The 22,075-nt window shown below is 58.4% G+C and carries 19 protein-coding genes; 11 read left to right on the forward strand and 8 right to left on the reverse strand.

Annotation, left to right across the window (positions count from 1 at the left end):
* Positions 1–14 precede the first annotated feature (14 nt).
* The 3 genes from ACTRWH_RS09090 to ACTRWH_RS09100 all read left to right on the forward strand — a co-directional run bounded on the left by ACTRWH_RS09090 (position 15) and on the right by ACTRWH_RS09100 (position 4,357).
* Complete coding sequence (locus tag ACTRWH_RS09090; protein ID WP_462826301.1) at positions 15–2,045, forward strand: alkaline phosphatase PhoX; 2,031 nt, start codon at positions 15–17, stop codon at positions 2,043–2,045.
* Positions 2,046–2,279: 234 nt separating this feature from the next.
* Positions 2,280–3,920, forward strand: coding sequence for a methyl-accepting chemotaxis protein (locus ACTRWH_RS09095; RefSeq protein WP_085679710.1), 1,641 nt, complete (start codon positions 2,280–2,282; stop codon positions 3,918–3,920).
* Between the two features lie 65 nt (positions 3,921–3,985).
* Positions 3,986–4,357 (forward strand): DUF4870 family protein, encoded by a 372-nt coding sequence (locus tag ACTRWH_RS09100; RefSeq protein ID WP_075197060.1) that lies wholly within the window; start codon positions 3,986–3,988, stop codon positions 4,355–4,357.
* Here the strand turns inward: ACTRWH_RS09100 and ACTRWH_RS09105 are convergent.
* From ACTRWH_RS09105 to ACTRWH_RS09125, 5 genes are all read right to left on the reverse strand, one after another.
* Positions 4,351–5,667: an MFS transporter gene (locus ACTRWH_RS09105; RefSeq protein WP_075197061.1), complete on the reverse strand. Its 1,317-nt coding sequence runs from the start codon at positions 5,665–5,667 to the stop codon at positions 4,351–4,353. The genes ACTRWH_RS09100 and ACTRWH_RS09105 overlap by 7 nt on opposite strands.
* Positions 5,668–5,752: 85 nt before the next feature.
* Positions 5,753–6,874: a DUF1513 domain-containing protein gene (locus ACTRWH_RS09110; RefSeq protein WP_075197062.1), complete on the reverse strand. Its 1,122-nt coding sequence runs from the start codon at positions 6,872–6,874 to the stop codon at positions 5,753–5,755.
* On the reverse strand, positions 6,874–7,917 hold the full coding sequence (locus ACTRWH_RS09115) for an imelysin family protein (protein WP_075197063.1): 1,044 nt from the start codon (positions 7,915–7,917) through the stop codon (positions 6,874–6,876). The genes ACTRWH_RS09110 and ACTRWH_RS09115 overlap by 1 nt, the downstream gene beginning before the upstream one ends.
* Before the next feature lie 9 nt (positions 7,918–7,926).
* Positions 7,927–9,345, reverse strand: a complete 1,419-nt coding sequence (locus tag ACTRWH_RS09120) for a di-heme oxidoreductase family protein (protein ID WP_075197064.1) — start codon at positions 9,343–9,345, stop codon at positions 7,927–7,929.
* Between the two features lie 55 nt (positions 9,346–9,400).
* Entirely contained in the window at positions 9,401–10,729 is a 1,329-nt protein-coding gene (locus ACTRWH_RS09125; RefSeq protein ID WP_462826302.1) for an imelysin family protein, read from the reverse strand.
* Between the two features lie 187 nt (positions 10,730–10,916).
* On the opposite strand from ACTRWH_RS09125, the gene ACTRWH_RS09130 reads away from it, so the two are divergent.
* On the forward strand, positions 10,917–11,759 hold the full coding sequence (locus tag ACTRWH_RS09130) for a 23S rRNA (adenine(2030)-N(6))-methyltransferase RlmJ (protein WP_136633733.1): 843 nt from the start codon (positions 10,917–10,919) through the stop codon (positions 11,757–11,759).
* 2 nt (positions 11,760–11,761) lie between these two features.
* Here the strand turns inward: ACTRWH_RS09130 and ACTRWH_RS09135 are convergent, their stop codons facing one another.
* Together ACTRWH_RS09135 and ACTRWH_RS09140 are read right to left on the reverse strand one after the other, a co-directional pair.
* Positions 11,762–12,853, reverse strand: coding sequence for a TRAP transporter substrate-binding protein (locus ACTRWH_RS09135; RefSeq protein ID WP_075197067.1), 1,092 nt, complete (start codon positions 12,851–12,853; stop codon positions 11,762–11,764).
* Positions 12,854–12,994: 141 nt separating this feature from the next.
* Positions 12,995–13,393 carry a DUF4168 domain-containing protein gene (locus ACTRWH_RS09140; RefSeq protein ID WP_036209594.1) on the reverse strand — a complete coding sequence of 133 codons (399 nt, stop codon included), beginning with the start codon at positions 13,391–13,393 and terminating at the stop codon, positions 12,995–12,997.
* Between the two features lie 241 nt (positions 13,394–13,634).
* On the opposite strand from ACTRWH_RS09140, the gene ACTRWH_RS09145 reads away from it, so the two are divergent.
* The 4 genes from ACTRWH_RS09145 to ACTRWH_RS09160 are packed head-to-tail and all read left to right on the forward strand — an operon-like array spanning position 13,635 to position 17,697.
* The gene (locus ACTRWH_RS09145; RefSeq protein ID WP_226909943.1) at positions 13,635–15,137 is read left to right on the forward strand and encodes an ATP-binding protein; all 1,503 of its coding nucleotides are present in this window, start codon (positions 13,635–13,637) and stop codon (positions 15,135–15,137) included.
* Positions 15,127–16,512 (forward strand): sigma-54-dependent transcriptional regulator, encoded by a 1,386-nt coding sequence (locus ACTRWH_RS09150; protein ID WP_091640904.1) that lies wholly within the window; start codon positions 15,127–15,129, stop codon positions 16,510–16,512. The genes ACTRWH_RS09145 and ACTRWH_RS09150 overlap by 11 nt, the downstream gene beginning before the upstream one ends.
* Positions 16,505–17,410, forward strand: coding sequence for an EamA family transporter (locus ACTRWH_RS09155; protein WP_462826303.1), 906 nt, complete (start codon positions 16,505–16,507; stop codon positions 17,408–17,410). Before ACTRWH_RS09150 ends, ACTRWH_RS09155 begins: the two co-directional genes overlap by 8 nt.
* Positions 17,407–17,697 (forward strand): GIY-YIG nuclease family protein, encoded by a 291-nt coding sequence (locus ACTRWH_RS09160; protein WP_126811949.1) that lies wholly within the window; start codon positions 17,407–17,409, stop codon positions 17,695–17,697. The genes ACTRWH_RS09155 and ACTRWH_RS09160 overlap by 4 nt, the downstream gene beginning before the upstream one ends.
* On the opposite strand, the gene ACTRWH_RS09165 is transcribed toward ACTRWH_RS09160, so the two are convergent.
* Entirely contained in the window at positions 17,672–18,565 is an 894-nt protein-coding gene (locus tag ACTRWH_RS09165) for an alpha/beta hydrolase (RefSeq protein WP_036209601.1), read from the reverse strand. The genes ACTRWH_RS09160 and ACTRWH_RS09165 overlap by 26 nt on opposite strands.
* A gap of 98 nt (positions 18,566–18,663) precedes the next feature.
* Here ACTRWH_RS09165 and ACTRWH_RS09170 point away from each other — a divergent pair, with 98 nt between their 5' ends.
* The 3 genes from ACTRWH_RS09170 (at position 18,664) to ACTRWH_RS09180 (ending at position 21,978) form a co-directional block, all read left to right on the forward strand.
* Entirely contained in the window at positions 18,664–19,683 is a 1,020-nt protein-coding gene (locus ACTRWH_RS09170; RefSeq protein WP_036209603.1) for an alpha/beta hydrolase, read from the forward strand.
* 63 nt (positions 19,684–19,746) lie between these two features.
* Entirely contained in the window at positions 19,747–20,403 is a 657-nt protein-coding gene (locus ACTRWH_RS09175; protein WP_036210301.1) for a YiaD family glycine zipper/OmpA-like lipoprotein, read from the forward strand.
* Between the two features lie 282 nt (positions 20,404–20,685).
* Positions 20,686–21,978: a S8 family peptidase gene (locus ACTRWH_RS09180; RefSeq protein WP_198324912.1), complete on the forward strand. Its 1,293-nt coding sequence runs from the start codon at positions 20,686–20,688 to the stop codon at positions 21,976–21,978.
* Positions 21,979–22,075 lie beyond the last annotated feature (97 nt).

Genomic DNA, 22,075 nt, shown 5'->3' on the forward strand with positions numbered 1-22,075 from the left:
GAGAGAGCAGGACCATGGCAAAGCATGATCTGGATTCCAACTACCTGGATCCCAATTACGAGCCCGTAGTCAACCATTCAAGCAACACGCCCTTTCATCAGGTCCTCGCGGCCCGTATGCAGCGCCGTACTGTTATGAAAGGTTCTGTTGGCGCCGCGTTGGCCAGCGTAATGGGCTTGGGCCTGGCCGGCTGTGGCAGCGATGATGACGATAACAACGGCTCCTCCACAGGAGGAAGTTCCGCCAACACGGATCTTGGTTTCAATGCGGTTGCCGTATCGAGCGCTAACGAAGTAGTTGTTCCAGAGGGTTATTCCTCGGTCACTTTTCTGCCCTGGGGAACCCCGATCACTGGTTCTTATCCTGAGTATAAAGCCGATGGCACCAATACCGGTGCCGATCAGGAACAGCAGGTTGGAATGCACCACGACGGTCTCCATTTCTTCCCGATAGACCAGAAGGCCGGTGGCAACAGCTCAACGGAAGGCCTGTTGGTGATGAACCATGAGTACATCAATCAGTCTGCACTCCATGCCAATGGGCCGACCAACGCCGGTGATAATGGTGGCGTGCGCCCCGCCGATGAGGTTCGCAAGGAAATTGCCGCCCATGGTGTGTCTTTAGTCCACATCAAGCGTGACGCCAACGGTACCTGGGACGTTGTCTTCGGCAGTCCATTCAATCGTCGTATTACCGGCAGCACCGAGATGGACATCCGTGGCCCGTTACGTGGGTATAGCAAGCTGGTCACAACATACAGCCCCAATGCGACGGAAACTCGCGGTACCCTGAACAATTGCGCGATGGGCCTAACGCCCTGGGGCACCTACCTGACCGCGGAAGAGAACTGGCACGGCTACTTTGCCAATAGCGACGCAACTCAACCTCGCGAGCAGATCAGACATGGTGTTGGCAGCTCCAGCCGGTACGACTGGGAATTGGCAGACAGTGCGGCTGACCAATATGTACGGTTTAATGTGAGTACGACCGGAACGGCTGCGACTGACGACTACCGCAACGAAGCCAACACCTACGGCTTCATGGTTGAAATTGATCCGTTTACGCCGGAAAGCAAGCCCCAGAAACGTACTGCGTTGGGACGCTTTGGTCACGAAGGCGTCATCTTTGCGCCGGCGAAGGAAGGTGAGCCGGTGGTGTGCTACTCCGGTGACGACTCCCGTTTCGAGTATATCTACAAGTTTGTGTCGTCTCAGCCATACTACGCCTCGACGGCCGGTGGCTACCTGCTGGATGAGGGAACCTTGTACGTAGCCCGCTTTAACGCGGATGGCTCTGGTGACTGGCTGGCGCTGGATCTGGACGACGCGGATTTCGCCAGCAAGGTTGCTGCGGTCGAAGGCAGCATGGTCGGCGATATCCAGTTTGATGGTTTTGAGAATCAGGCTGACGTTTTGCTAAATACGCGACTCGCGGCCGATATCGCTGGTGCTACAACGATGGACCGCCCGGAATGGGGCGCTGTTGATCCCAACTCTGGCGAGGTCTATTTCACCCTGACAAACAACTCGAACCGGGGCCAGCCAGGGTTCGACGACGTCAACGCCGCCAACCCGAACTCTCCCAATGCCACCGGCCACATCATTCGCTGGACTGAAGAAGGTAGCGATCACACGGCTACCAGCTTTGACTGGGACATCTTTGTCTTCGCCGGCGAGCAGGGTACGGAAACTGTTGTCGATGGTGAGGCCGTCGTCTCCCTGAACGATGATAATATTTTCAACAGCCCGGATGGCCTCTGGTTTGACTACAATGGCCGGCTGTGGATCCAGACCGATGGCTCTGATGCTGACCCGTACTTCAACAACATGATGCTGGCCGCCAATCCGGAGACACGCGAAATCAAGCGCTTCTTCGTCGGGCCCCAAGGTTGTGAAGTAACTGGCGTTGTCAGCACACCGGACGTTAAGACCATGTTCGTGAACATCCAGCACCCGGATGGTAACTGGCCGAACGCGGCCGAGTCCCGTCCCCGCGACGCCACTGTTATCGTAACCAAAGACGATGGCGGTGTGATCGGCGCCTGATCGCCTGATAGAGGCGCCACGGGCGCACACCGACAAGAGCCAGCCGTAACGCCGGATTCTTCCAACAGGACGTCTCCGGCGTTACGGCTTTTTTGTTTCAGTTTTTCATCGATCTGCCGTAAAACCAGTATTGGTCAACTAAAGTAGCAGTTATAAGTAAAGGTCAATTCTTTACTCTCACGAGTAATCGTCAAAAAAGATGCATTCACTAATAATGAAAATAAAGAGGTGGATATGGGTTTGCTCAGTCGGCCTGTTCTGGTTGTGGGGGTGTCAGTCGCCGTTGTCGTCGCCTTTGGGGCTTTCCTGGTGGCGCCGTTGATAGGGTTGGATAGCGCGTCGCTGGTGGCGGGCGTGGTTATTGGCCTGGTCGTCGCCACCGCGTATCTGGTGTTACGCGTTCTGGAACCGGTTGAACGTTCCATCAAGCAGCTCAACGCCGGTAAGCTGCCAGCGGATAGTCCGCTGGGCAAACAGTGTGCAAGCCTCCTTGCGGACGCCAAAGCAGGGCGGGCACTGGTGGAAACCCTGTCCGGCAGTGCCGATAAAAGTGCCATTTCTGCGGCCCAGGTGTCCCACGCGGCCGACCAACTAAAAAACCGCCTGGATCGACAGGTCAGTGAAACTGCACAGATGGCGGAGTACGCGGGTCAGATTACCGAGAGTGTGCGTGAATCCGCCCAGCAGGCCACCGATGCTGCGACCATGGCTCTGCAGAACCGTCAGGTGAGCGTTGAGGGCCGTGATGCGCTGACCTCTGCCATCAATAGCGTGCGAGCCGTGCACGAGCAGTCCAGCGAGAACCTCAGATTAATTCAGGAACTGAACGAGAAATCCAACAAGATCCAGGGTGTCACCACCACCATTCAGGGCATCGCGGAACAAACCAACCTGCTGGCCTTGAACGCGGCAATTGAAGCCGCTCGTGCCGGCGACCAGGGGCGGGGCTTTGCGGTGGTTGCCGACGAGGTCAGGCAATTGGCCGGGCGAACCGCGCAGGCAACCGGTGAGGTGGCCGAAACGCTGCAGGAAATACGTTCCGATACCTCCCTGATTGTTTCGCGGATCGAGGACCTGGCCAAGAGCGTTGAATCCGGCTTGGAGTCAGTTGAAAGCGTTGGCGAGCGCCTTGATCAGATTCGTGATCAGTCTGACCGTGTGCAGCAGCAGGTGGCGCGCATTGCCGAGATTGACCAGAACAACGAGCAGAGCCTGCAGCAGGTATCGTCGGCCATTGAAACGGTTCGGGATCAGATTACCGAGAGCGATACCAGCGTTGCGTCGCTTGCCCAGCAGGCAGCGACACTGATGGAACTGGCGGAAGAGGCCAACGCGGCATTTGCGTTGAACAGCGATGAAAGCTATCACCGCTTCTTCTACGACCAGGCCCGGCAGGGTGCGGACCGGATTGGAAAGCTCTTTGAAAAAGCGGTTCGCGATGGGCAACTGGCAGAAAGCGCCCTGTTTGATAAGCAAAGAACCCCCATTCCCAAGACCGATCCACAGAAGTATTCCAGCAGCTTTGATCGGTTCACCGATCAGCAACTGCCCACCGTTCAGGAAGCGGTGAAAGGGGCCCACCCGTCGATGGTCTTCGCGATTGCCGCCGCGCCGGATGGCTATGTGCCGACCCACAACCGTGATTTCGCCCATGCGCCAACGGGCGACCCGAAAGTGGATCTGGTAAAGAGTCGCAGCAAACGGCTGTTTAACGACCGCACCGGTGCTCGGTGTGGCAGCCATACCCAGAATATGCTGCTACAGACCTACCGCCGGGATACTGGCGAGGTTATGCATGACCTGTCAGTGCCGATCTACGTGAATGGCAAGCACTGGGGTGGCTTCCGCCTGGGTTACAAACCGGACAACCGCTAAGTTCCAGCGGTTTCCGGCTCCTGTTGCTGTGATACACTGCGGGTGTGGAGCCAGAGGAGAGTGACTTGTCCGAGCACGAATACATCCCCGCCAATGCAGACCCCATAGCACGACGTGAAGAGCCAGGCCGCAACCTGGCGGTGCTGGTTTATATCCTGCAGGCGCTGTCGTTCTTTGTCGGTGGCATTACCGGCCTGGTGGGTGTGATCATCAATTACGTCAAGCTCGATGACGTAAAGAGCACCTGGATAGAGCCTCATTTCCGTTGGCAGATACGAACCTTCTGGATCGGGCTGTTATGGACGGTGATTGGCATCGTGACGACGCCACTGATCATTGGCTGGTTTGTGTTACTGGGCATCTCCATCTGGATCATCTACCGCATTGTGAAAGGCGCCCTGGCGTTGAACGACGGGAAGCCACCGGAACCTCACTGATCCTCGGTCACTTCCCTTAACCGGGTGGCGCTGATGGCGCCGGCCAGCCCCATGGCGCCCAGCGTCAGTATCACCGCCACGTCGGATATCATCGATACCAGCGCTGTCAGCCCGCCCGTTGCCAGTAACAGCACCCCAATAACGGTATTGCTCACGGAGGTATAGTCGGTGCGTTTGTTGCCGCCTGCCATATCGACCAGATACGTTTTACGTCCCAGTCGAACCCCCGCATGCGCAATGCTCAGCACGAAGAACCCGGCGGGATAGAACCAGATGCTGGAGGTTGCTTCGCCGGCAAACAAAGCGGTCAGGCCCACCGTCAGGCAAGCGCCACTGGCGACAATGGCACCGCGAATCATTACCCGCCGGCTGGACTCGTCCGCCATCCAACCCCACACGCTGGCGCTGATGGAACTGGCGAGGCTGCTCGCCAGCAGAAAGACGCCCAGAAGCCACCCGGTATCAGAGTTTTTCTGGGCGAGCACGACAAAGTAAGGCGACGCCAGCGCTGAGCACAACAGCAGGGCGCGGGTAATCACGAAGTGCCGGAAGGGCACGTCATCCCTGAGAAGGGACAGGCTTTTGAACGCGTCCCCAAGCGCATTGCCGCCACCGCCGGTTTCGCCCTCGTATTCATCAACAGAGGCGAATAGAAAGCCGGCAATAACCCAGAGGCAGGCAGCCAACAGGAGCAGGAGGGTGTAGAAAAGTACGCCAGGGTCACCCCGGTTCCAGAACAGCAAGGCGGTGAGGATGACTGTTGCGGTCCCACCGATGGTGGAGGCCAGGCCAGACAGCCGCCCTCGGCGTTTCTTCGGGATGCATTTCCCCTGCACGTCCTTCATGGACACCGAGCAGAACCCCCGGGCCAGGGAAAACAGCACCAATGCGCCCACCACGCCGGCGCCCGCGGCGTAGCCCTCCAGGAACCAGACGCTCGCCGCCATGCCCAGAACACTGGCCGCCTGGCCAAAGCTTCCCAGGGTCCAGAACCATTTGCGTACAGGCTTGCGCCGGACCCAGGCACCGATCACCATTTGCGGAATCATTGAGCCGGACTCCCGGATCGGAACCAGCCAGGCCACCAGGGCAGGCGCTCCGATAGCGCTCAAAAGCCAGGCCAGCACGGTCTTGGGGCTGATCAGCAAGTCACCAAGTTTGGTCAGCACATTGCTGCCGAGGATCAGGAAGAAGTTGCGTGGCACCTCCCGGCAGGCTTCATCGGGGATGTCCGTGCAGACCCGGGCGTCTTCTTCGTTGGCAATCAGGCTGTAAACCTGGTCGAGGGTGTCCTTGTTTCTGGCGGGCAAGTTGCCGTCCTCCTGAACAAATGGCTCATAAGGATACCAGCTAAGGCGAGTTGCCTTAAGGCAGGAGGGCCGCGTTGCGGGTGATTCAGACCAGGTGGTGGTCCCACTGGACCGGCAGATCGGCGATTTGCCGTGACTGATTGTCCTGCCCCAGGCGCACCAGTTTTCCGCGTCCGGAGGAGATCAGGAAATCGCCTCCTGCCAAAGCCTGGACGCCAGCGCAGTCGGGTATGGACGCCCTGGCCAGCAGTTCGCCAGTGATGCCATTGAACACCACGGCGGTGCCGCCCACTGGCGACGCGGCAGCGACAAGGTCGTTCTCGGGATGGGCAACAACGCTGGCGATGTAGTTGGCCAGTGCTGCCTGGGTATCCTCTTCGAATCGGATTTCCTGAAGCTCACCGCCTTCCAGCCGCGCGATGAGGGCGGGGGACTCGTGAAGGGGCCCCTGGTACTGGTAGGCAACGTACACCCGGCCGTTCGAACCGGTACTGACATGACGGGCGCTTTGCTGGTGATGGGCAGGGTTGAACCGCCCAATAATCCGACCGCTGCGGCGGTTCATCAGGATCAGCGCGGGTTCCATGGTGTCGAGGTTCAGCTTGAGGCGATCGTAGTCCGGGTGGGTCAGTATGCCGCCCAGGCCAATCACCAGGGTTTCCCCATCTGGATGCAGTGTCAGCTCATGGGGGCCAATGCCCTGAAGCTCAAAGGTATCGACCCGCTGATAATTCTGCTCCGCGTCATAGACGGCAATAATGCCTTGCCCCGGCTCGTAGCGGCTGGCGGTGACATAGAGCCAGCGGCCGTCGGGGGAGAACACTCCGTGACCGACAAAGTGTTCCCCGGAAGCGGCTTTGACGCGATGTGTCCTGTTGCCGCTGTGGGCGTCGAACCCGTAAAACGCCCAGCCGGGCCGGCGTTCGAAGAAGATGACCTGAGAGCCATCCGGGCGTGCACATCCGCTGTGGCAACGGGTGTCGACCGGTGACTCCCATATGAGGTGACCTTTGCGGTTGATGGCACTAATGCCGAACTTACCCCCGGGCAGTCCCACGGCGCCGACGTACTGATCTGGCGCGTAATCCGCTTTTCGAGGCAGCAGACTGCAGCCGGACAGGGTGGCTGCCAGTCCTCCGGCCATCCCCGCTTTCAGTAGTTGTCTGCGGTTGATAAGTGCACCTCCGGGTTGCCTGTTGCTGCTCATCAGTCGCCGTCGCTGGAATTGAAGCCGCGAATGACGCCGAGTTCAACCGCTGCCTGGTCATTGATCAGAGTGGTTAACTGGGAAACGTCAACGTAGAAGCCCTGGAGCAGGGAAAAGGCATCGTCATTGGAAAGCAGCTCAGTCATGGGGCGATGGAGTTCCGGGAAGTGCTCCAGAACGTCCTTGAACTGGTTTTCAATTCGTGGACCCAGTTGCGGTTGTTCGCTTTCCTTTAGCAGCTGTGTCAGGCCCGGCAGGAAAGACTGCTCCAGGCCATGGATGGTTGCTTCCATGGTCTTCAGGCTACGGCCGCTACGCCAGGCATCGGCGGCGTAGACAGAACGTTTGCCATTCCCACGGAGCCCCATTGGCTGGGCAAGCCGGCGATCCTCCAGAATCTCCAGGGCCGCCATGCCGGCCCGGATGGTGGTGTCGCGGTATTGTTCCGTGGCCAGGTAATCCTTGCGGAACGTCTGCCATTGATCACGGAGTTGCTGGCTATTGGTTTCGATGTGGCCGGCAACCGCTCTCAGCAGGCCGCAGGTCTTTTCCGCGGGTAGGGCATTGTCGCTGGCGTTCAATGGTTCGTCGTACAACAGGTACTCCAGCATGGGAAAACCCTGTACGGCCACGCCGGACTCGGCGATGACCTCACCCGATATCGGGTCTTCCGAGTTCAGCAGGTAGCTGGCTTTGCGGGCAATGAGGTTTTTCGGGTCGGGCCAGAACTGGAACTGCCAGGCAAGGTTGTCGTTCTCCACCGGGCCAAAATCCACAAAACGGACAAGCTGCCACGCCAGGAAGGTGTCCAGCCAGGCTTGCTCAAGGGTATCGCGTGCCGCCTGTTCCGGCGCGCTGCAGTAGTCGACAGCCGCAACGGACAAGTCGCCCGCTTCGGCCGCCAGAGACTGGTAACCTGCGAGAATTCCCTGGTGCCATTGTTGTGTCGCGTTGCTGTTCGTTTCAGTCTGGCTGGCAGCCATCCCAGCAATTGGAACCAGTATCAGCGCGGCAATACCCACGGCTTTCGTTAATGGTCGCATGGCGTGTCCTCAGAGAGAGTTCAGGAAATCCAGGAGTGCCTCCCGGTCTTCGACGGGCATCTGACGGTAACGTTCAGCTGCCGGCCCGGCCTCGCCCCCGTGCCAGAGCACGGCTTCTTCGAGTGTTCGCGCCCGCCCGTCGTGGAGGAACCCGGACTGCGGATTGACCCGTTGAGCCAGGCCGATTCCCCAGAGCGGGGGTGTCCGCCATTCGTTGCCGTTGGCCAGGAATTCATCCCGACCATCGGCAAGCGCCGGACCCATGTCATGCAGGAGCAGATCGGTATAGGGCCATATGGTCTGGTTGCTGAGGTCCGGGCGGTCCGGGGCGATGCCGGTAGTGTGCCTTGGTGTATGACAGCCGGCGCAGCCGGTTTCATTGAACAGTTCCGCACCTTGTTGAACGGACACATTGTCCAGGTCACGGCGTGCCGGTACTGCCAGGCTTTTGGCATAGAAGGTCACGAAGTTGCTCACCTTGTCGCTCACTTCGGGGCTGCCGCCGTTGGCGAAGCGCCCACAGTTCTGCTCGGGCGTACAATCGGTTGCCGGTTTGAGGGTGGACGTCAGCCCCATGTCTCCAGCAAACGCCCCCATGCTTTGCTGATGAACGTTTGGTTCGGCAGCTTTCCAGCCGAATCGACCCGGCACGGTTTGCTGGCTGTCCAGGTCCCAGACTTGATTGAGTTTGCCGGAGAGGCCGTCGTTGTCCGTATCCTCCGGATCCGCCAGTGCTTGCAGGTCTTCAAGCGGTATGGCTTCCAGCAGACCCATGCCGATCATCTGCGGAGCCACCCGCGGAGACACCAACAGGTCTTCCGGGAGTGGGCCATAGTTAGGGTTCTCGATCCGGTAGACCGGTTTTCGTAGTTCTATTTCGGTGCCGTCCGACAGCGTCTCTGTCACCGATTCCCAGTCGATCACCAGATCGGCTTCAGGTTTGGCGGCCGGCAGGGCGGCGGTTTGCAACTGGCTGCCGTACACGGGGGCCGGTTTGAATCCGTGGGTCTTCAGGATATCCGCATCCTGCTCGGGATCGGCTGGCACGGCGAGGCGGAGGAACAGCGATATAGGTTTGTCGTCAGCGCCGGGAGGATGTCCACGGCCATCCTTTATGTGACAGCCCTGGCAGGAGTTGGTGTTGAACAGTGGCCCCAGTCCGTCGCGGGCATCCGTGCTGGCAGGGGCTTCGACCCAGGGGTTGCGGAAGAAACTGTTGCCGACACTGAAATCCAGGCGCCTGGTCATGGACAGGTTAGCCTGGGGCAGGGAATAGGCATTGTGATCGAACTGATCCACTGTGCCTTCGCCCCCCGTCTTGACCGTCGCCTGGATCGGATAAGGTTCCTGGGCGGCAGCCATGGCGAAGGCCGCTGCTACGGCCACTCCCGAAAACAAGGTCAGCAGTAGCAGGGGGCGTTGGCGCATGGTTTCTCTACAACATGTCGTTACTTTTTAGTGGGTCAGCCAGTTAGTGGGTAAGCTAGAAGGTATGGCCGGCGTCATCAGGCTTGAGCGAGTCGATGCCCAGTTCGCGGGCGGCCTGTTCAATGGAACCGGTTTGTGCCACCAGCGCCATAATCGCGCCGTTTACGATCTCCGCGCCTTTCTCATTGCCTGGCGCGATCATCATATCGAATTTCATCGGCTCTGACTCGGCTTCGGCACTGGATTTCATGGTTTGCAGCGCCCTCATCGACTCTTCGAACTGCTGGCTCAGTGTCTCGTTCAGTTCCGGGTTGAGCTCGGCAACCAGATCGGACAGGGAAGGACCGGTCAGTTCAGAACCGTCAATCCGGGTGTAGCTGCCGGAGTAGATGTTGGCCACGCCCTGGCCGTTGTAGTAATGGGAGTTGTGGGTGTTGTCGCTGAAGCAGTCGTGCTCATCCTCGTAGGAATTGGCTTCCAGGGCGACTTTCATGCGCTCACCGGCAAGCTCACCCAGAGACAGGGAGCCCATGCCGAAGAACATTTTCTGGATGGCGGCGTCCGGTGCTTCGGCGAGCAGCTGGGAGCGGTAGTTGTCTTCCTGGCCGGGTGCCCATTGTGCAACCATCCATTCGAGATCGGTGATCAACAGATCGGTCGCGGCATCCAGGTAGGCGGCGCGGCGGTCGCAATTGCCATGGGTGCACTCCTCGCCCTGGGCGTAGTCCGTCGCAGGACGCTGTCCGGCGCCGCGATCGAAGCCGTGCAGGTCCTGGCCCCACAGCAGGAATTCAATGGCATGGTATCCGGTGGCCACGTTGGCCTCCGAGCCTCCGATTTCGTTCAGCTCCGCCAGCAGGTCTGGTGTCAGGCTGGAAGCGTCGACCGTCGTGCCACCAATATTGATTTCCGTGCTGGCAACAATGTTTGCCGTAGCGCCCTCGTTGCCCAATTCGTACTGGTAGCCGTCTTCCTTTACGTAATCGATCAGGCCTTCGTCCAGCGGCCAGGCATTCAGTTGCCCTTCCCAGTCATCAACCACGGCGTTACCAAAGCGGAACACCTCAGTCTGCTGATAGTGCACCCGGGAAGCCAGCCAGGCCTGTTTTGCCTTTTGCAGATTTTCTTCGGTCGGGCTTTCCAGGAAGGTGTCTATTGTGCTGTCGAGGGACTGTGCGGCGGTCAGTGCGTCTTCAAAGTTTGCATGGGCCAGGTCGGCGTAGTGTTCCACGACATCGGATTTGCTGATGGCTTCTGCTGCCGCCGGCTCTTCGGCTGCCGAGGATGTGGATGCGGTTTCGTCGCCGCTACTGCAGGCCGTCAGTAGCGTCGCGGAGATAGCGAACGCCAGGGGAATGCGTGATGCGTTTGAGAGCAGGGCCATTTCGATGTCCTTTCGCTGTTAATTAAATAAAACGTATTGTTATTCGCATTATAGAGAGCGGGTGGGCGGTTGCAACGAATGTGAGAATGATTTTCAATTTTGTTGACTTGGCTGGGGATAGTTAGAAATGTTTGCCAACTCTGCTCCTGCTGTAGCCTAATGGTGCCCCTTTCGTCAGGAGTCCGTAATGCTGAGTTACCTCCACGCGTTTCATGCCGGTAATTTTGCCGATGTTCACAAGCACGCTGCCTTAACGCTTGCGGTCAGGATGATGCAGGCCAAATCGTCTGCTATCGCCTGCTTCGATACTCATGCCGGTAGTGCCAGCTACGATCTTGCGGGAGATAGGGCGCTTAAAACCGGTGAAGCCGCTGCAGGGATCCAGAAGGTTTGGCCACTTCGAGCCGAGCTGCATTCCGACGACTGGCAGGCCGTCCTGGCTGGGTTGGCCTCGGGGGAGGGGAAGGACGGGCAATTGGCGAGCTATCCGGGGTCGCCGCGCTGGTTCCTCCGTTACCTGCGGGAGCAGGACACCCTGACCGCCTTCGAGTTGCACCCCGCCGAAGGCGAAACCCTGGGGCAGTGGGCTGCCGGGCATTCCCGGGTCAAGGTCTTTCAGGAGGATGGATTAAAGGGGTTGCTTCGCCATCTGCCGCCCAGGCAACCAAGGTTGCTGGTGCTGACGGACCCTTCATACGAGATCAAAAGCGACTATGAAGAAGTGGCGAACACCTTGGCGCGAGCGTGGCAGAAATGCCGTCATGGCGTGTATCTGATCTGGTATCCGATTCTGGCGGGTTTCCCCCACAAGCGATTAAAGGATGCGGTGTCTGATGGGCCCGTGCGCAAGGTGTTGTGCAGCGAAGTTGCACTCAACCGGGCCCCGCAACGTGGAATGTCCGGGTCCGGAGTGCTGGTGGTGAACCCGCCCTGGGGATTCGACACCCGGCTTGCGGAGATGATGGATACGGTTTCCGGTGATCGCTGTCTGGGCCTGTCATCGAACAGCAGCTGGCTGGTGCCTGAATAGCGCTATTGGGCGGTCGTATCCGTTGCTGGTATTGCGGACTCTGTTGTGCTGACCATTGTCAGGAGTTGGTCCAGGATGGCTGCTCCACGCTCACCAGCCATACGTATATAGGCCTTGCGGGCCGGCCGGCTGGCCTCACGGAAGCGGTCCCGCTCCTCCTCGGTCAATTCAACCACACGGATGCTGCTGTTTTCCTTGATGGTATCGAGACGGCTTGCATTGAGTTCAGCCTGTACCTCGTAAGCCAGCGGTGCGATCTCATCCATAGCATCTTCCAGCCAGAGTTTCTGGTCTTCGGGAAGGGCGTCAAACCACGACGTATTGGAAACCACGGAGGTGACAAATTGGGCAGGTCTGGCAAACGTCATCACACCCTGGACTTCATAGAATCCCATCTCTTCAATGGCGAAAACAGGGTTGGCCTGCCCGTCAATGCGGCGTAACTGAAGGTCGCTGTAGACCTGCGAAAAAGGAACCTGGCTGGTTGTCGCGCCATAGGTTTTATAGGTCTCTTCAGCGATGTCCGACGTCATGGTGCGGATAGTGAGTCCGTCGAAGTCCGCGGGGCTCCGCAAGGGCTTGTTGGCGGTCCAGACCATCCAACCCTCAGGTACGAAACCATGAAGCTTGAGGCCCTGCTCCTCGTAAGGCTCGTGGAACAGTTGCTTCAAATCATCGCTGGCAAGGACGCCACGATTCACCTCTTCGTCATCAGACAACAGATAATGGAGGGTGAACACGCCCACCTCGGGAATAACGTTGGCCAGGTGGCCGGGGGAGGCGAAAGCGAGATGGACGGAGCCTTCCCGGGCCAGATCCGTCAGTTGGAGTGACGTGCCAATAGAGCCATAGGGAAAAACATCAACGAGGATGTTGCCATCAGAGATACGCTCGATACGGTCCTTGAATTCAAGGGCATAACGGTGTTGGACGCTGCCTTCAATTTCCTCAAGGGCAAAGCGCCAGGTAACGGGGTAGGATGGCTTCTCATCATTGTCACCGCTGGACACCGGTGCGGGGCTGTCTGAACATCCTGCCAGGACAAGCATAACCGTCAAGAGCAATGGGGTTAGCCCGCGGCAGAATCTTCGCATGGTTTGTCTCCATTGGTCTCTACAAAATCATGCCGACAAGATACCACAATCAACGTTGATTATGGCCATCGCGACCTCGTTTGCAGAATCAAAAAGGCCCTGCAATAGCAGGGCCTGAAGCAACCAATGTGGGGAAGCCGCTTACATCAGTGCATCAACGCGATTCCGAACCTGAGGTTCACTGTTGTAAGCGGTGGCGATGGAATTGTAGGTGGGGATATCCATGCCGGAATCCTCAATCACTGTGACCATTTCATCGTTGGCTTCCATCTGCAGTTCCTGGGCCTTTTTCTGGGAATCAGCCGCTTCGATTTTTTCCATGTATTCATCACGGATATTGTTGATACCTTCCTGGGCCTCAACGAACTGCTTCAGTTCCGCGTCGGTAAAGTTGGTTTTCTGGGTGCCGGCGGAGGCGGGATCACTGTATCCGCCGTTGGGATTGGTGGCTTCAGGACTTTGCTGGTTTTCCTGTGCCAGTACGGGGCCTGCTGCCAGCAGTGCCAGGGATGCGGTCAGTGAAATGAGAAGTTTATTCATGGCGTTCTCCTTTTGCGTTGAAGGGACTGCACGGTGTCATCGAATGCAGTCTGACGTTGAAAGGAATGCGATTCCTCGAACGTTGGTGTTGCTTAATCAAGCTCTGTGCCAGCTTTTTATTTTTATGAAAAGCTAGAAAAAACAGTGATTTGGATATGTATGAGCGTTACCTATGCGTAATGTGCGTTGTGGCTAAATGTCACATGTGGCATACCTGTGTGACACTTTGTCGGAGCACGTTATGAAAACGCCTGTATCAAGAGCGCGGGACATGTTTCGCTCGCTGCGCCTGACCTTGGTGCTGAGCATGGTTGTACCGTTGATGGTATTCAGCGGCGTCGCCATTTATGTGGGGCTCGGTGCGGTCGAGCGTAATCTGAATGACCGTTTGCGGGAAGATCTGGAGCTTGTGGCCCGGGCGGTCAGTGGTCCATTGTCCCAGGCCATGTCCGATGGCGATGAAATTGTTCTGGGGGAGTCGCTGAAATCCATCTTCCGCATCGGCCGGGTGTTTGGTGCCTCAGTGTTTGATGAAGACGGGCAGCAGATCGCCAGCCTCGGTGTGGCGGACAGTGATGTTACGCGGAGCGACAGTGCCGAACGCGCGATAGCCAGTGGCAAGCTGGACGGAGCGTTTCGTAGGGTCGACGGGGTGTCAGTCTTCTCACAATTCACGCCGCTGGTTGCCCCGGACGGTCGAATTCAGGGGTTGCTTCAGGTAACCCGAAAGCGTAGCGATTTCCATGAGTTGGTGGCATCAAGCCGAATCTGGGCCGTCAGTATCTGGTCGGTGGTGTCGTTGATGGTCATTCTGGTGGTTGTTCTGGGGCACTATGGTGCCGTCGGTCGCCATGTCAGCCGGCTGTTGGAATTGATGGAGCGGATGGCCCCCGGCCGCTGGCAGATTGATGGACCTCCCGCGGGGCCGAGGGAGCTGAGACAGATCCACGAGGGGTTGCAAGACATGGGCGCCCGTATGGCGGTTGCGGAAAATGAAATCCGGGAGAGCGTTGAACGCGAGCGGGAACTGTCAGAGAAGCTGAAGTATCAGGAAAAGGTCGCCATGATCGGGCGGGTTGCCGGTGGCGTTGCCCATGAGCTGGGTGCGCCGCTGAATGTCATCCAGGGTCGCGCCAATATCCTTGGGCGGGGCGACCTGGCAGATAGCGACCGACGACACCTGAAGGATATCGAACATCAGGTCGAGCGGATGACATTGATTATCCAGCAGTTGCTCGATTGTTTTCGCCATGTGCCGGACTCCCGCCGGGAAACCGACCTGGCGGCGACGGCTCGCGATCTGACCGCGCGGGTATGCGACGAGCCCAAGTGCCATGGCGTTGAGATCTGTACCGATATTCCGGAGGCCAGCGCCGGCGTTCTGGCCGAGCCAACCCGTCTCGAAATGGCCTGCCTGAACCTGGTCCGCAACGCGTGCCAAGCGGCTCGCTCGCGGGTGATCGTGTCTGTTATTCCCCTCGACGGATACTGGGAGTTGCGGGTGGATGATGATGGCCCGGGTATCGATGATTCGCTGCGGGAGCGGATTTTCGAGCCTTTTTTCAGTACCCGTGCGGCGGGTGAGGGAACCGGTCTGGGGCTTGCGGTGGTCGGCAGTGTAATCAAGGAACATGGTGGTCGGATTGAGGTTGGCACGAACGCGAACGGCGGGTGCCGGATGTCAACGTTCTGGCCAGTGTATGAGAAACGAGTGGACTCGACGGAGGCCCATCATGAAAGCTAGGCCCGCTTTGATCATGCTGGTGGAAGACGACGCCAGTTTGCGGACGCTTCTGTCAGAGGAGCTTGAGGTGGATGGTTATGCGGTACGCAGTGCTGCAACCGTTGAGGAAGGCTGCAATGGGTTGCGGGAATGGCGCCCGGACCTGATTGTGTCGGACCTTCGATTGCCAGACGGCGACGGCCTGGCAATACTACGGAAGCTGCAGGCGGAAGGCCATTCGGTTCCCTTTATCATCATCACAGCCTTCGGCACGGTTGACCAGGCGGTAGAGGCGCTTAAGGCCGGTGCCGATGACTTCCTCACCAAACCACTGTCCACCGACCATCTTCGCTTGAAGATCAAGCGCCTGCTGGCCCATGCGGCGGTGACCAGTGAACTCGCACGTTACAAATCCCAGAGTGAAAGCGACAGTGCGCTGGGGCTGGTGGGCGAGAGCCGGGCGATGGAGCGTTTGAGGAACGAAATACGACAGGTGGCCCGTAGCCAGGCGGCCGTCCTGGTCAGTGGCGAGAGCGGCACCGGCAAGGAACTGGTCGCCAGGGCCATTCACGACGAGAGCGAGCGCCGGCAAGGACCGTTTATACCAGTCAATTGCGCGGGCATACCCCATGAGCTGATGGAAAGCGAGTTTTTCGGCCACGAAGCCGGTGCTTTTACCGGCGCAAAATCCGCCCGCAGGGGGCTGTTTGCCGAAGCGGATGGAGGCACGCTGCTGCTGGACGAAATTGGCGAGATGCCGCTCGCTCTTCAGGCGAAATTGTTGCGTGTGCTGCAGGAAGGCACGATTAAGCCGGTGGGTTCTGACCACGAAGAGGCCGTCAATGTGCGTGTTATTGCGGCTACCCATCAGGACCTGGTCAGGGCCGTGGAACAGGGTGGCTTCCGCGAGGACCTTTACTATCGCCTGGAAACCCTGACCTTGATGGTGCCGCCATTAAGGGAGCGGGATGACGATGTGGATCTGCTTGCCATGCATTTCCTGCGGGATTCCGCCCGGCGTCACCAGCGCGGATTCCTGCAGCTGGGCGAAGTGGCTGCGCGAATGTTGGCGGATTATCCGTTTCCCGGCAATGTCCGGGAACTGGCCAGCGCGATTGAACGGGCCGTGACCTTTTGCGACGGTGATGTGGTGTTGCCGGAACATCTGCCGGCCCGTATCCGCAAGCGCCAGACAGAGTCTGCTGAGGGCCGGCCGGTGCTGCCATCAGGAAACCTGGCGGATTGGCCCACGTTGGAGCAGGTCCAGCAGGACTATGTTGTGCGTGTTATTGATGCGGTGGAAGGCAATAAACGCCGTGCGGCCCAGATACTCGGGGTAAACCGGCGTACGCTCTATCGCTGGCTTGATGCGGAAAAGGACACTGCTCATGACTAACCAGAAACAGGCACTGCTTTACGGCCTTGGAACGGTATTGCTCTGGTCAACAGTGGCCACTGCGTTCAAGTTGTCATTGCGGGAATTGACCCCGGTCCAGATGCTGGTGGTCGCCTGTTCCGCGTCGGTAATAGTGATGGCGCTTATTCTGGTCGCACAACGACGGTGGCACCTGGTCTTTGAACTGTCGCGCCGCCAATATCTGCAGTCTTTCGGTATGGGGCTTATCAATCCCTGCCTGTACTACTTCCTGCTGTTTGGTGCGTTCGACCGGCTGCCTGCCCAGGAGGCGCAACCCCTGAACTACACCTGGGCGCTGGTGTTGGCCTACCTGTCGGTGCCCTTCCTGGGACAGCGATTGCGGCGTGCCGATATCATCGCCGGATTGATTTGCTACAGCGGGGTCGTCGTTATCGCAACCCGTGGCGATGTGTTGTCGTTAACGTTCTCCGACCCTCTTGGTGTGGGCCTTGCCATCGGCAGCACCCTGGTCTGGGCGTCCTACTGGATTATCGCGACTCGGGATACCCGGGATCCGGTGGTCGGTCTGTTCCTGAATTTTCTCTGCGGTCTTCCGGTGATCATGGTGATTTGCGGGGTGACGGACGGTTTCGATTTCAACCCCACAACAGGCCTGTTGGCGGCCACCTACGTGGGTGTGTTCGAAATGGGAATTGCCTTTGTGCTCTGGTCCTACGCCATGAAGAAGGCGGAAAATACCGCCAGGGTGAGTAACCTCATCTTTATCTCACCGTTCCTGTCGCTGGTGTTCATCTATTTCATTCTTGGCGAGATCATTCTGCCATCCACATACGTTGGCCTGGTGTTGATCGTTGCGGGGCTGTGGATTCAGCAACGTAAAACCCGGGAGACAATGGCGAGGGTTTCATCGGTATGAGCCAGTGGTTCATCTACATGGTACGGACCGCCAAAGGGGCTCTTTACACGGGGATCACAACCGATGTGGCGCGGCGCTTTGCCGAACACCAGGCCGGTGCACCAAAAGGGGCCCGTAGCCTGAGGGGCAAAGGGCCCCTTGAGCTCGCATTTTCCGCCGAGACGACAGACAGGGCGACGGCGTCGAAACTTGAGTGGCAGATCAAACAATGGCCGCGCAGGCAGAAGGAAGCGCTGATTCGTGGGGAGGTTATCCTCCCGGTCAACTCGACAGATGCTGGCGTATAAACGCGCCAGCGGTTTGCAGGGCCTCGGTGGCGCGGTCCAGTTGCCCCGCGTGGACCTGGAAAACGTGCCAGAGACCGTTATAGATTTCCAGGCGTGTATCGACACTGTCACGGCTGGCCGCGTTCGCCAGGCGCCGGGCATCATTCAGCAGGATTTCCTGGCTGCCCACCTGTATCAGCAACGGCGGAAGGCCGGAAAGGTCGCCAAATACGGGTGAAACGAGAGGCTCGGACGGTGGTGTGTTGCCGCAGTACAGGCGCGCGGACTTGTCGATCCACGGCTTCTGTAGAACCGGCTCGCATTCAGGCGCGTAAAGGTGCTGGTGGGAAAGATCAGTCCAGGGCGACAGCACCATCAGCGACGAGGGCAAGGGCAGGCCTTTGTCGCGTAGGCGCATGGCCAGGGCTACGGCGAGTCCGCCGCCGGCTGAGTCGCCCGCGAGGCATAGGGTTGCAGGCGGATGCCCTTCGTCCAGCAAGGCGCGGTAAACCATTTCAGCATCGTCCAGTGCCGCGGGGAAGGGGTTCTCCGGTGCCAATCGGTAATCGGGAGTAACCACCATCGCGCCACTGAATTTCGACAGGTGGCCGGTAATTCCCTTGTGTGTTTTTGGCGAGCCTATGATGTAACCACCGCCATGGAAATACAGTATGACCCCGTGAGGGTTGTCGCTGTGACAGGCCCGGGTGATCGAAAGCCCTTCTGCCTGGATGTCTTCAAACCGGGTGCCACGTGGCGGAATCGATGTCAGGTAGGCCTTGCTGATCAACCGGCGTTGCAGGGCAACGGGAATCGCGGGGTGCAGCAGGGGACGAACGAGTCGGTTCATGGTCTGGCGCAGGCCGGCTTCCAGGGCGGTTTGTATCATCGGCAACTCCGGGGTTGTGGTGTGCTAATCTAAGCACCAAGCTTAATGCAGACACACGGCTATTTTCATACCCATTCATGACAGGCGTTTAACTCTACGTGTACTGGAAAACAGATACCATAGAAATTCCGAACTGGGACAGGGCGTCGTTACTTGAGCGAATGTCGCCCTTCGAGCCTGAAAGCCAGGAACAACTCAGCGAGGATATGGTGGCCTACTGCCGGTTCTACGGCCTCGATCTCTGGGTAGAGCACCCGGAGGTCAGCTATCGCCAGGGTTATGTGATGGCGGACCGGCACCAGGTGATGGTCCACTATTTTCGCCTTCCGGATCAGTGCAAGCCCCGGGGCACGGTGTTTATCCTGCATGGCTACTTTGACCATGTAGGGCTATACAGCCAGTTGATCGACCGTTGCCTGGGTGCAGGCTTTGATGTGCTCGCCTATGATCAGCCCGGGCACGGGCTGTCCAGTGGTACACCAGCGGCGATTGGTAGTTTTCTCGAGTATCAGGCCGTGCTGACGGATGTCATGGCCAGTGTAAGGCGTCACGTGCGGGCGCCCTGGTATGCGGTCGGGCAGAGTACGGGCGGGGCTATCCTGATTGACTACCTGCTGACCAACCATCACGACCGGGAAACCTCGGATTTTCGTAGGGTGGTACTGCTGGCACCGTTGATCAGGCCGATGGGGTGGCTGGGTGCCAAAGTTCTGCACAGCCTGGTAAAGCCCTTTATATCGCGATGGCGACGGGCGTTTGGGGCCAACAGTGGAAACTCGCGTTTCCTGAAGTTCCTCAGGGACTACGATCCGCTCCAGGCCAGGGCCGTACATGTGGACTGGGTTTCTGCATTACGGCAGTGGGTACCGCATATTGAGTCCGCCCGCCCGGTCGATTTTCCGATTACCGTGGTGCAGGGGGAAAAGGACCTGACTGTAGACTGGCAGCACAATCTGCGGATTATCCGCAATAAATTTTCCTCCGTGGAGGAACTCCGGATACCGGATGGGCGTCATCATCTAGTAAACGAAGCCCAGGATTTACAGGCAACCGTATTCAATACCATTGTGGATACGTTTGAAAACGACCATGACGGGTCTCTGTCTGAGGCCAGTTAAGGAAAGCCAATGGCGGCACCATGCCGCGAACAGTCATACCTTGGAAAGACTTTGGAGAATGCCGTGAAGAAAACGATTGTAGCTTTTGCCGTCGCCACCGTGGGTCTTGGCGGCTGTATGACATACGATCCTTACACCGGTGAGGAAAAAACCTCTAGCGCCACGAAAGGCAGCATTATCGGGGCCATTGGTGGTGCCGCCGTCGGCGCTGCAACCTCCAGCAGCAGTGACCGTGGCAAAGGCGCACTGATTGGTGCCGCATCCGGTGCGGCCATTGGTGGTGGTATCGGTTATTACATGGATAAGCAGGAAGCGCAGTTGCGCCGCAAACTCGAGGGTTCCGGTGTTCGCGTTGTACGCAATGGTGACGAAATTGAACTGGTCATGCCGGGCAACATTACCTTCGACGTCAACCAGTCCTCCATCAAGCCGTCGTTCAGCAACACGCTGGAATCCGTGGCGCTGGTACTGAAGGAATTCGACAAGACCATCATTCAGATCGAAGGCCATACCGATAGCACTGGCTCGCGGGATTACAACCAGTTGTTGAGTGAGCGCCGCGCTGGGTCAGTCAGGGATTTCCTTTTGAATCAGGGTATCGCACCCAAGAGGACCCGTGCGACAGGTTATGGCCCGCGCTACCCGATTGCCTCCAACGACACTGAAAGCGGACGTGAACAGAATCGTCGCGTCGAGCTGACACTGGTTCCCATGCAGTAACATCAGCCCAGGCTGAATCAGCGACTCCGGATCATGCCCGCGTCCGGAGCCGCTTCCCTCCCTTTTTGCTCCTTCCCCATTCTGCCATCAGCTTCAATTGTCAACATCGGCCTTTGTGCATTAAAGGTTGTTTAAGAGAGCCGAATTGGCCTCATCTGACCTGAATCGCCCTTCAATGCATGGAACGGTGAAGGGGAATGTCCCGTGGTGGAACATAAGGCTCTATGTTGTCCGTTCCCGGTGAGCCTCAATCATGGAAAATGAGCAAATGGGAGATCTGCTTTGACAACAACGATCACAAAAACAATTGGTTTTACCCTCAGTGTTCTCTTGGCCGCCCCGGCCTTCGCAGAACTGTCGGATGGTGTCGGCCTGACGGGCACTTCGGAAGCCTCCGAATCCGCGCTTCAGCCGGGAGATCGCATACCGGGGCGCTATATCCTCACACTGGCCCCGTCGATTCCTGACATGCTGGGGCTTGCCGACCTGCAGGCAAGCGTCGAATCGCTTCTGGTGGCCGTAGGTGGTGGTGATATTCTGCATGTATACCGAACTGCGATGACCGGTGCGGCGGTCACGATGACAGAGCCGCAGGCAGCACTGTTGTCATCCCTGCCTGGCGTGCTGGCAGTTGAGCCCGACCAGGTTGTTGCCGCAAATGCGGTGACGCAGGGTGATGCCACCTGGGGGCTGGACAGGATCGATCAGCCGGTGCTCCCCCTGGATGAGCAATATAGCTACCCGTCCTCTGCCGGTAACGGAGTCAGTGTCTATATCATCGACACAGGTCTGCGGGATAGCCACGATGAGTTTGCCGGACGGGTGATTGAAGGCCGTAACTTTGCGGTGAACGATACGGGCTTGCTGGGGTTGGGTGGGTTGCCGTTGATCGGCCCGATCGTCAACATTGGTGGCGAGACTGACCCGGAAGACACCACAGACTGCAATGGTCACGGGACCCATGTCGCCAGTACCGCAACTGGCACCGTCTATGGCGTTGCCAAGAACGCATCCATCTCGGCCGTGCGGGTGTTGGATTGCTCCGGTGCCGGTTCTAACGCGGATGTGATCGCAGGTGTTGACTGGGTGGCTGAGAACCATCAGGCGCCGGCCGTTGCCAATATGTCCCTTGGTGGAGGAAATTCAGACGCTCTGGACGATGCCGTGCGTGGTGCGATAGAGCAGGGAGTGACGTTCGTCGTGGCCGCCGGTAACAGCGATGCTGACGCCTGTTCCGGCTCTCCAAATCGGGTTGCATCAGCGGTAACCGTAGGAAGCACTACCCGCGAGGATCAACGATCGTCGTTTTCCAACCACGGAGAATGTCTGGACCTGTTTGCCCCGGGGTCTGACATCACCGCGGCCTGGTACCAGGAGGACGATGAAGTAAACACCATCAGCGGGACCTCTATGGCATCGCCACACGTAGCGGGCAGCGTTGCCCTGATCCTGGGGGCTGAACCCGATCTGTCACCGGCATCGGTCAGCACCAGGCTGGACGAGCTGGCGACCAGAAATGTACTTGGGAGTATTGAAGAGGGCTCTCCCAATCGTCTGCTAAGAGTGCCGCAGTAATGCTTGAGGGCCGGAACGATCCCGTTCCGGCCATTTATCGTTGTGCGCCAGGCATGGCGCGTAGCGCCTTGACGGGCGCTGTTCCGGTACAGGTGGT

The sequence above is a fragment of the Marinobacter sp. G5_S1_61_S3 genome, assembly GCF_054968585.1.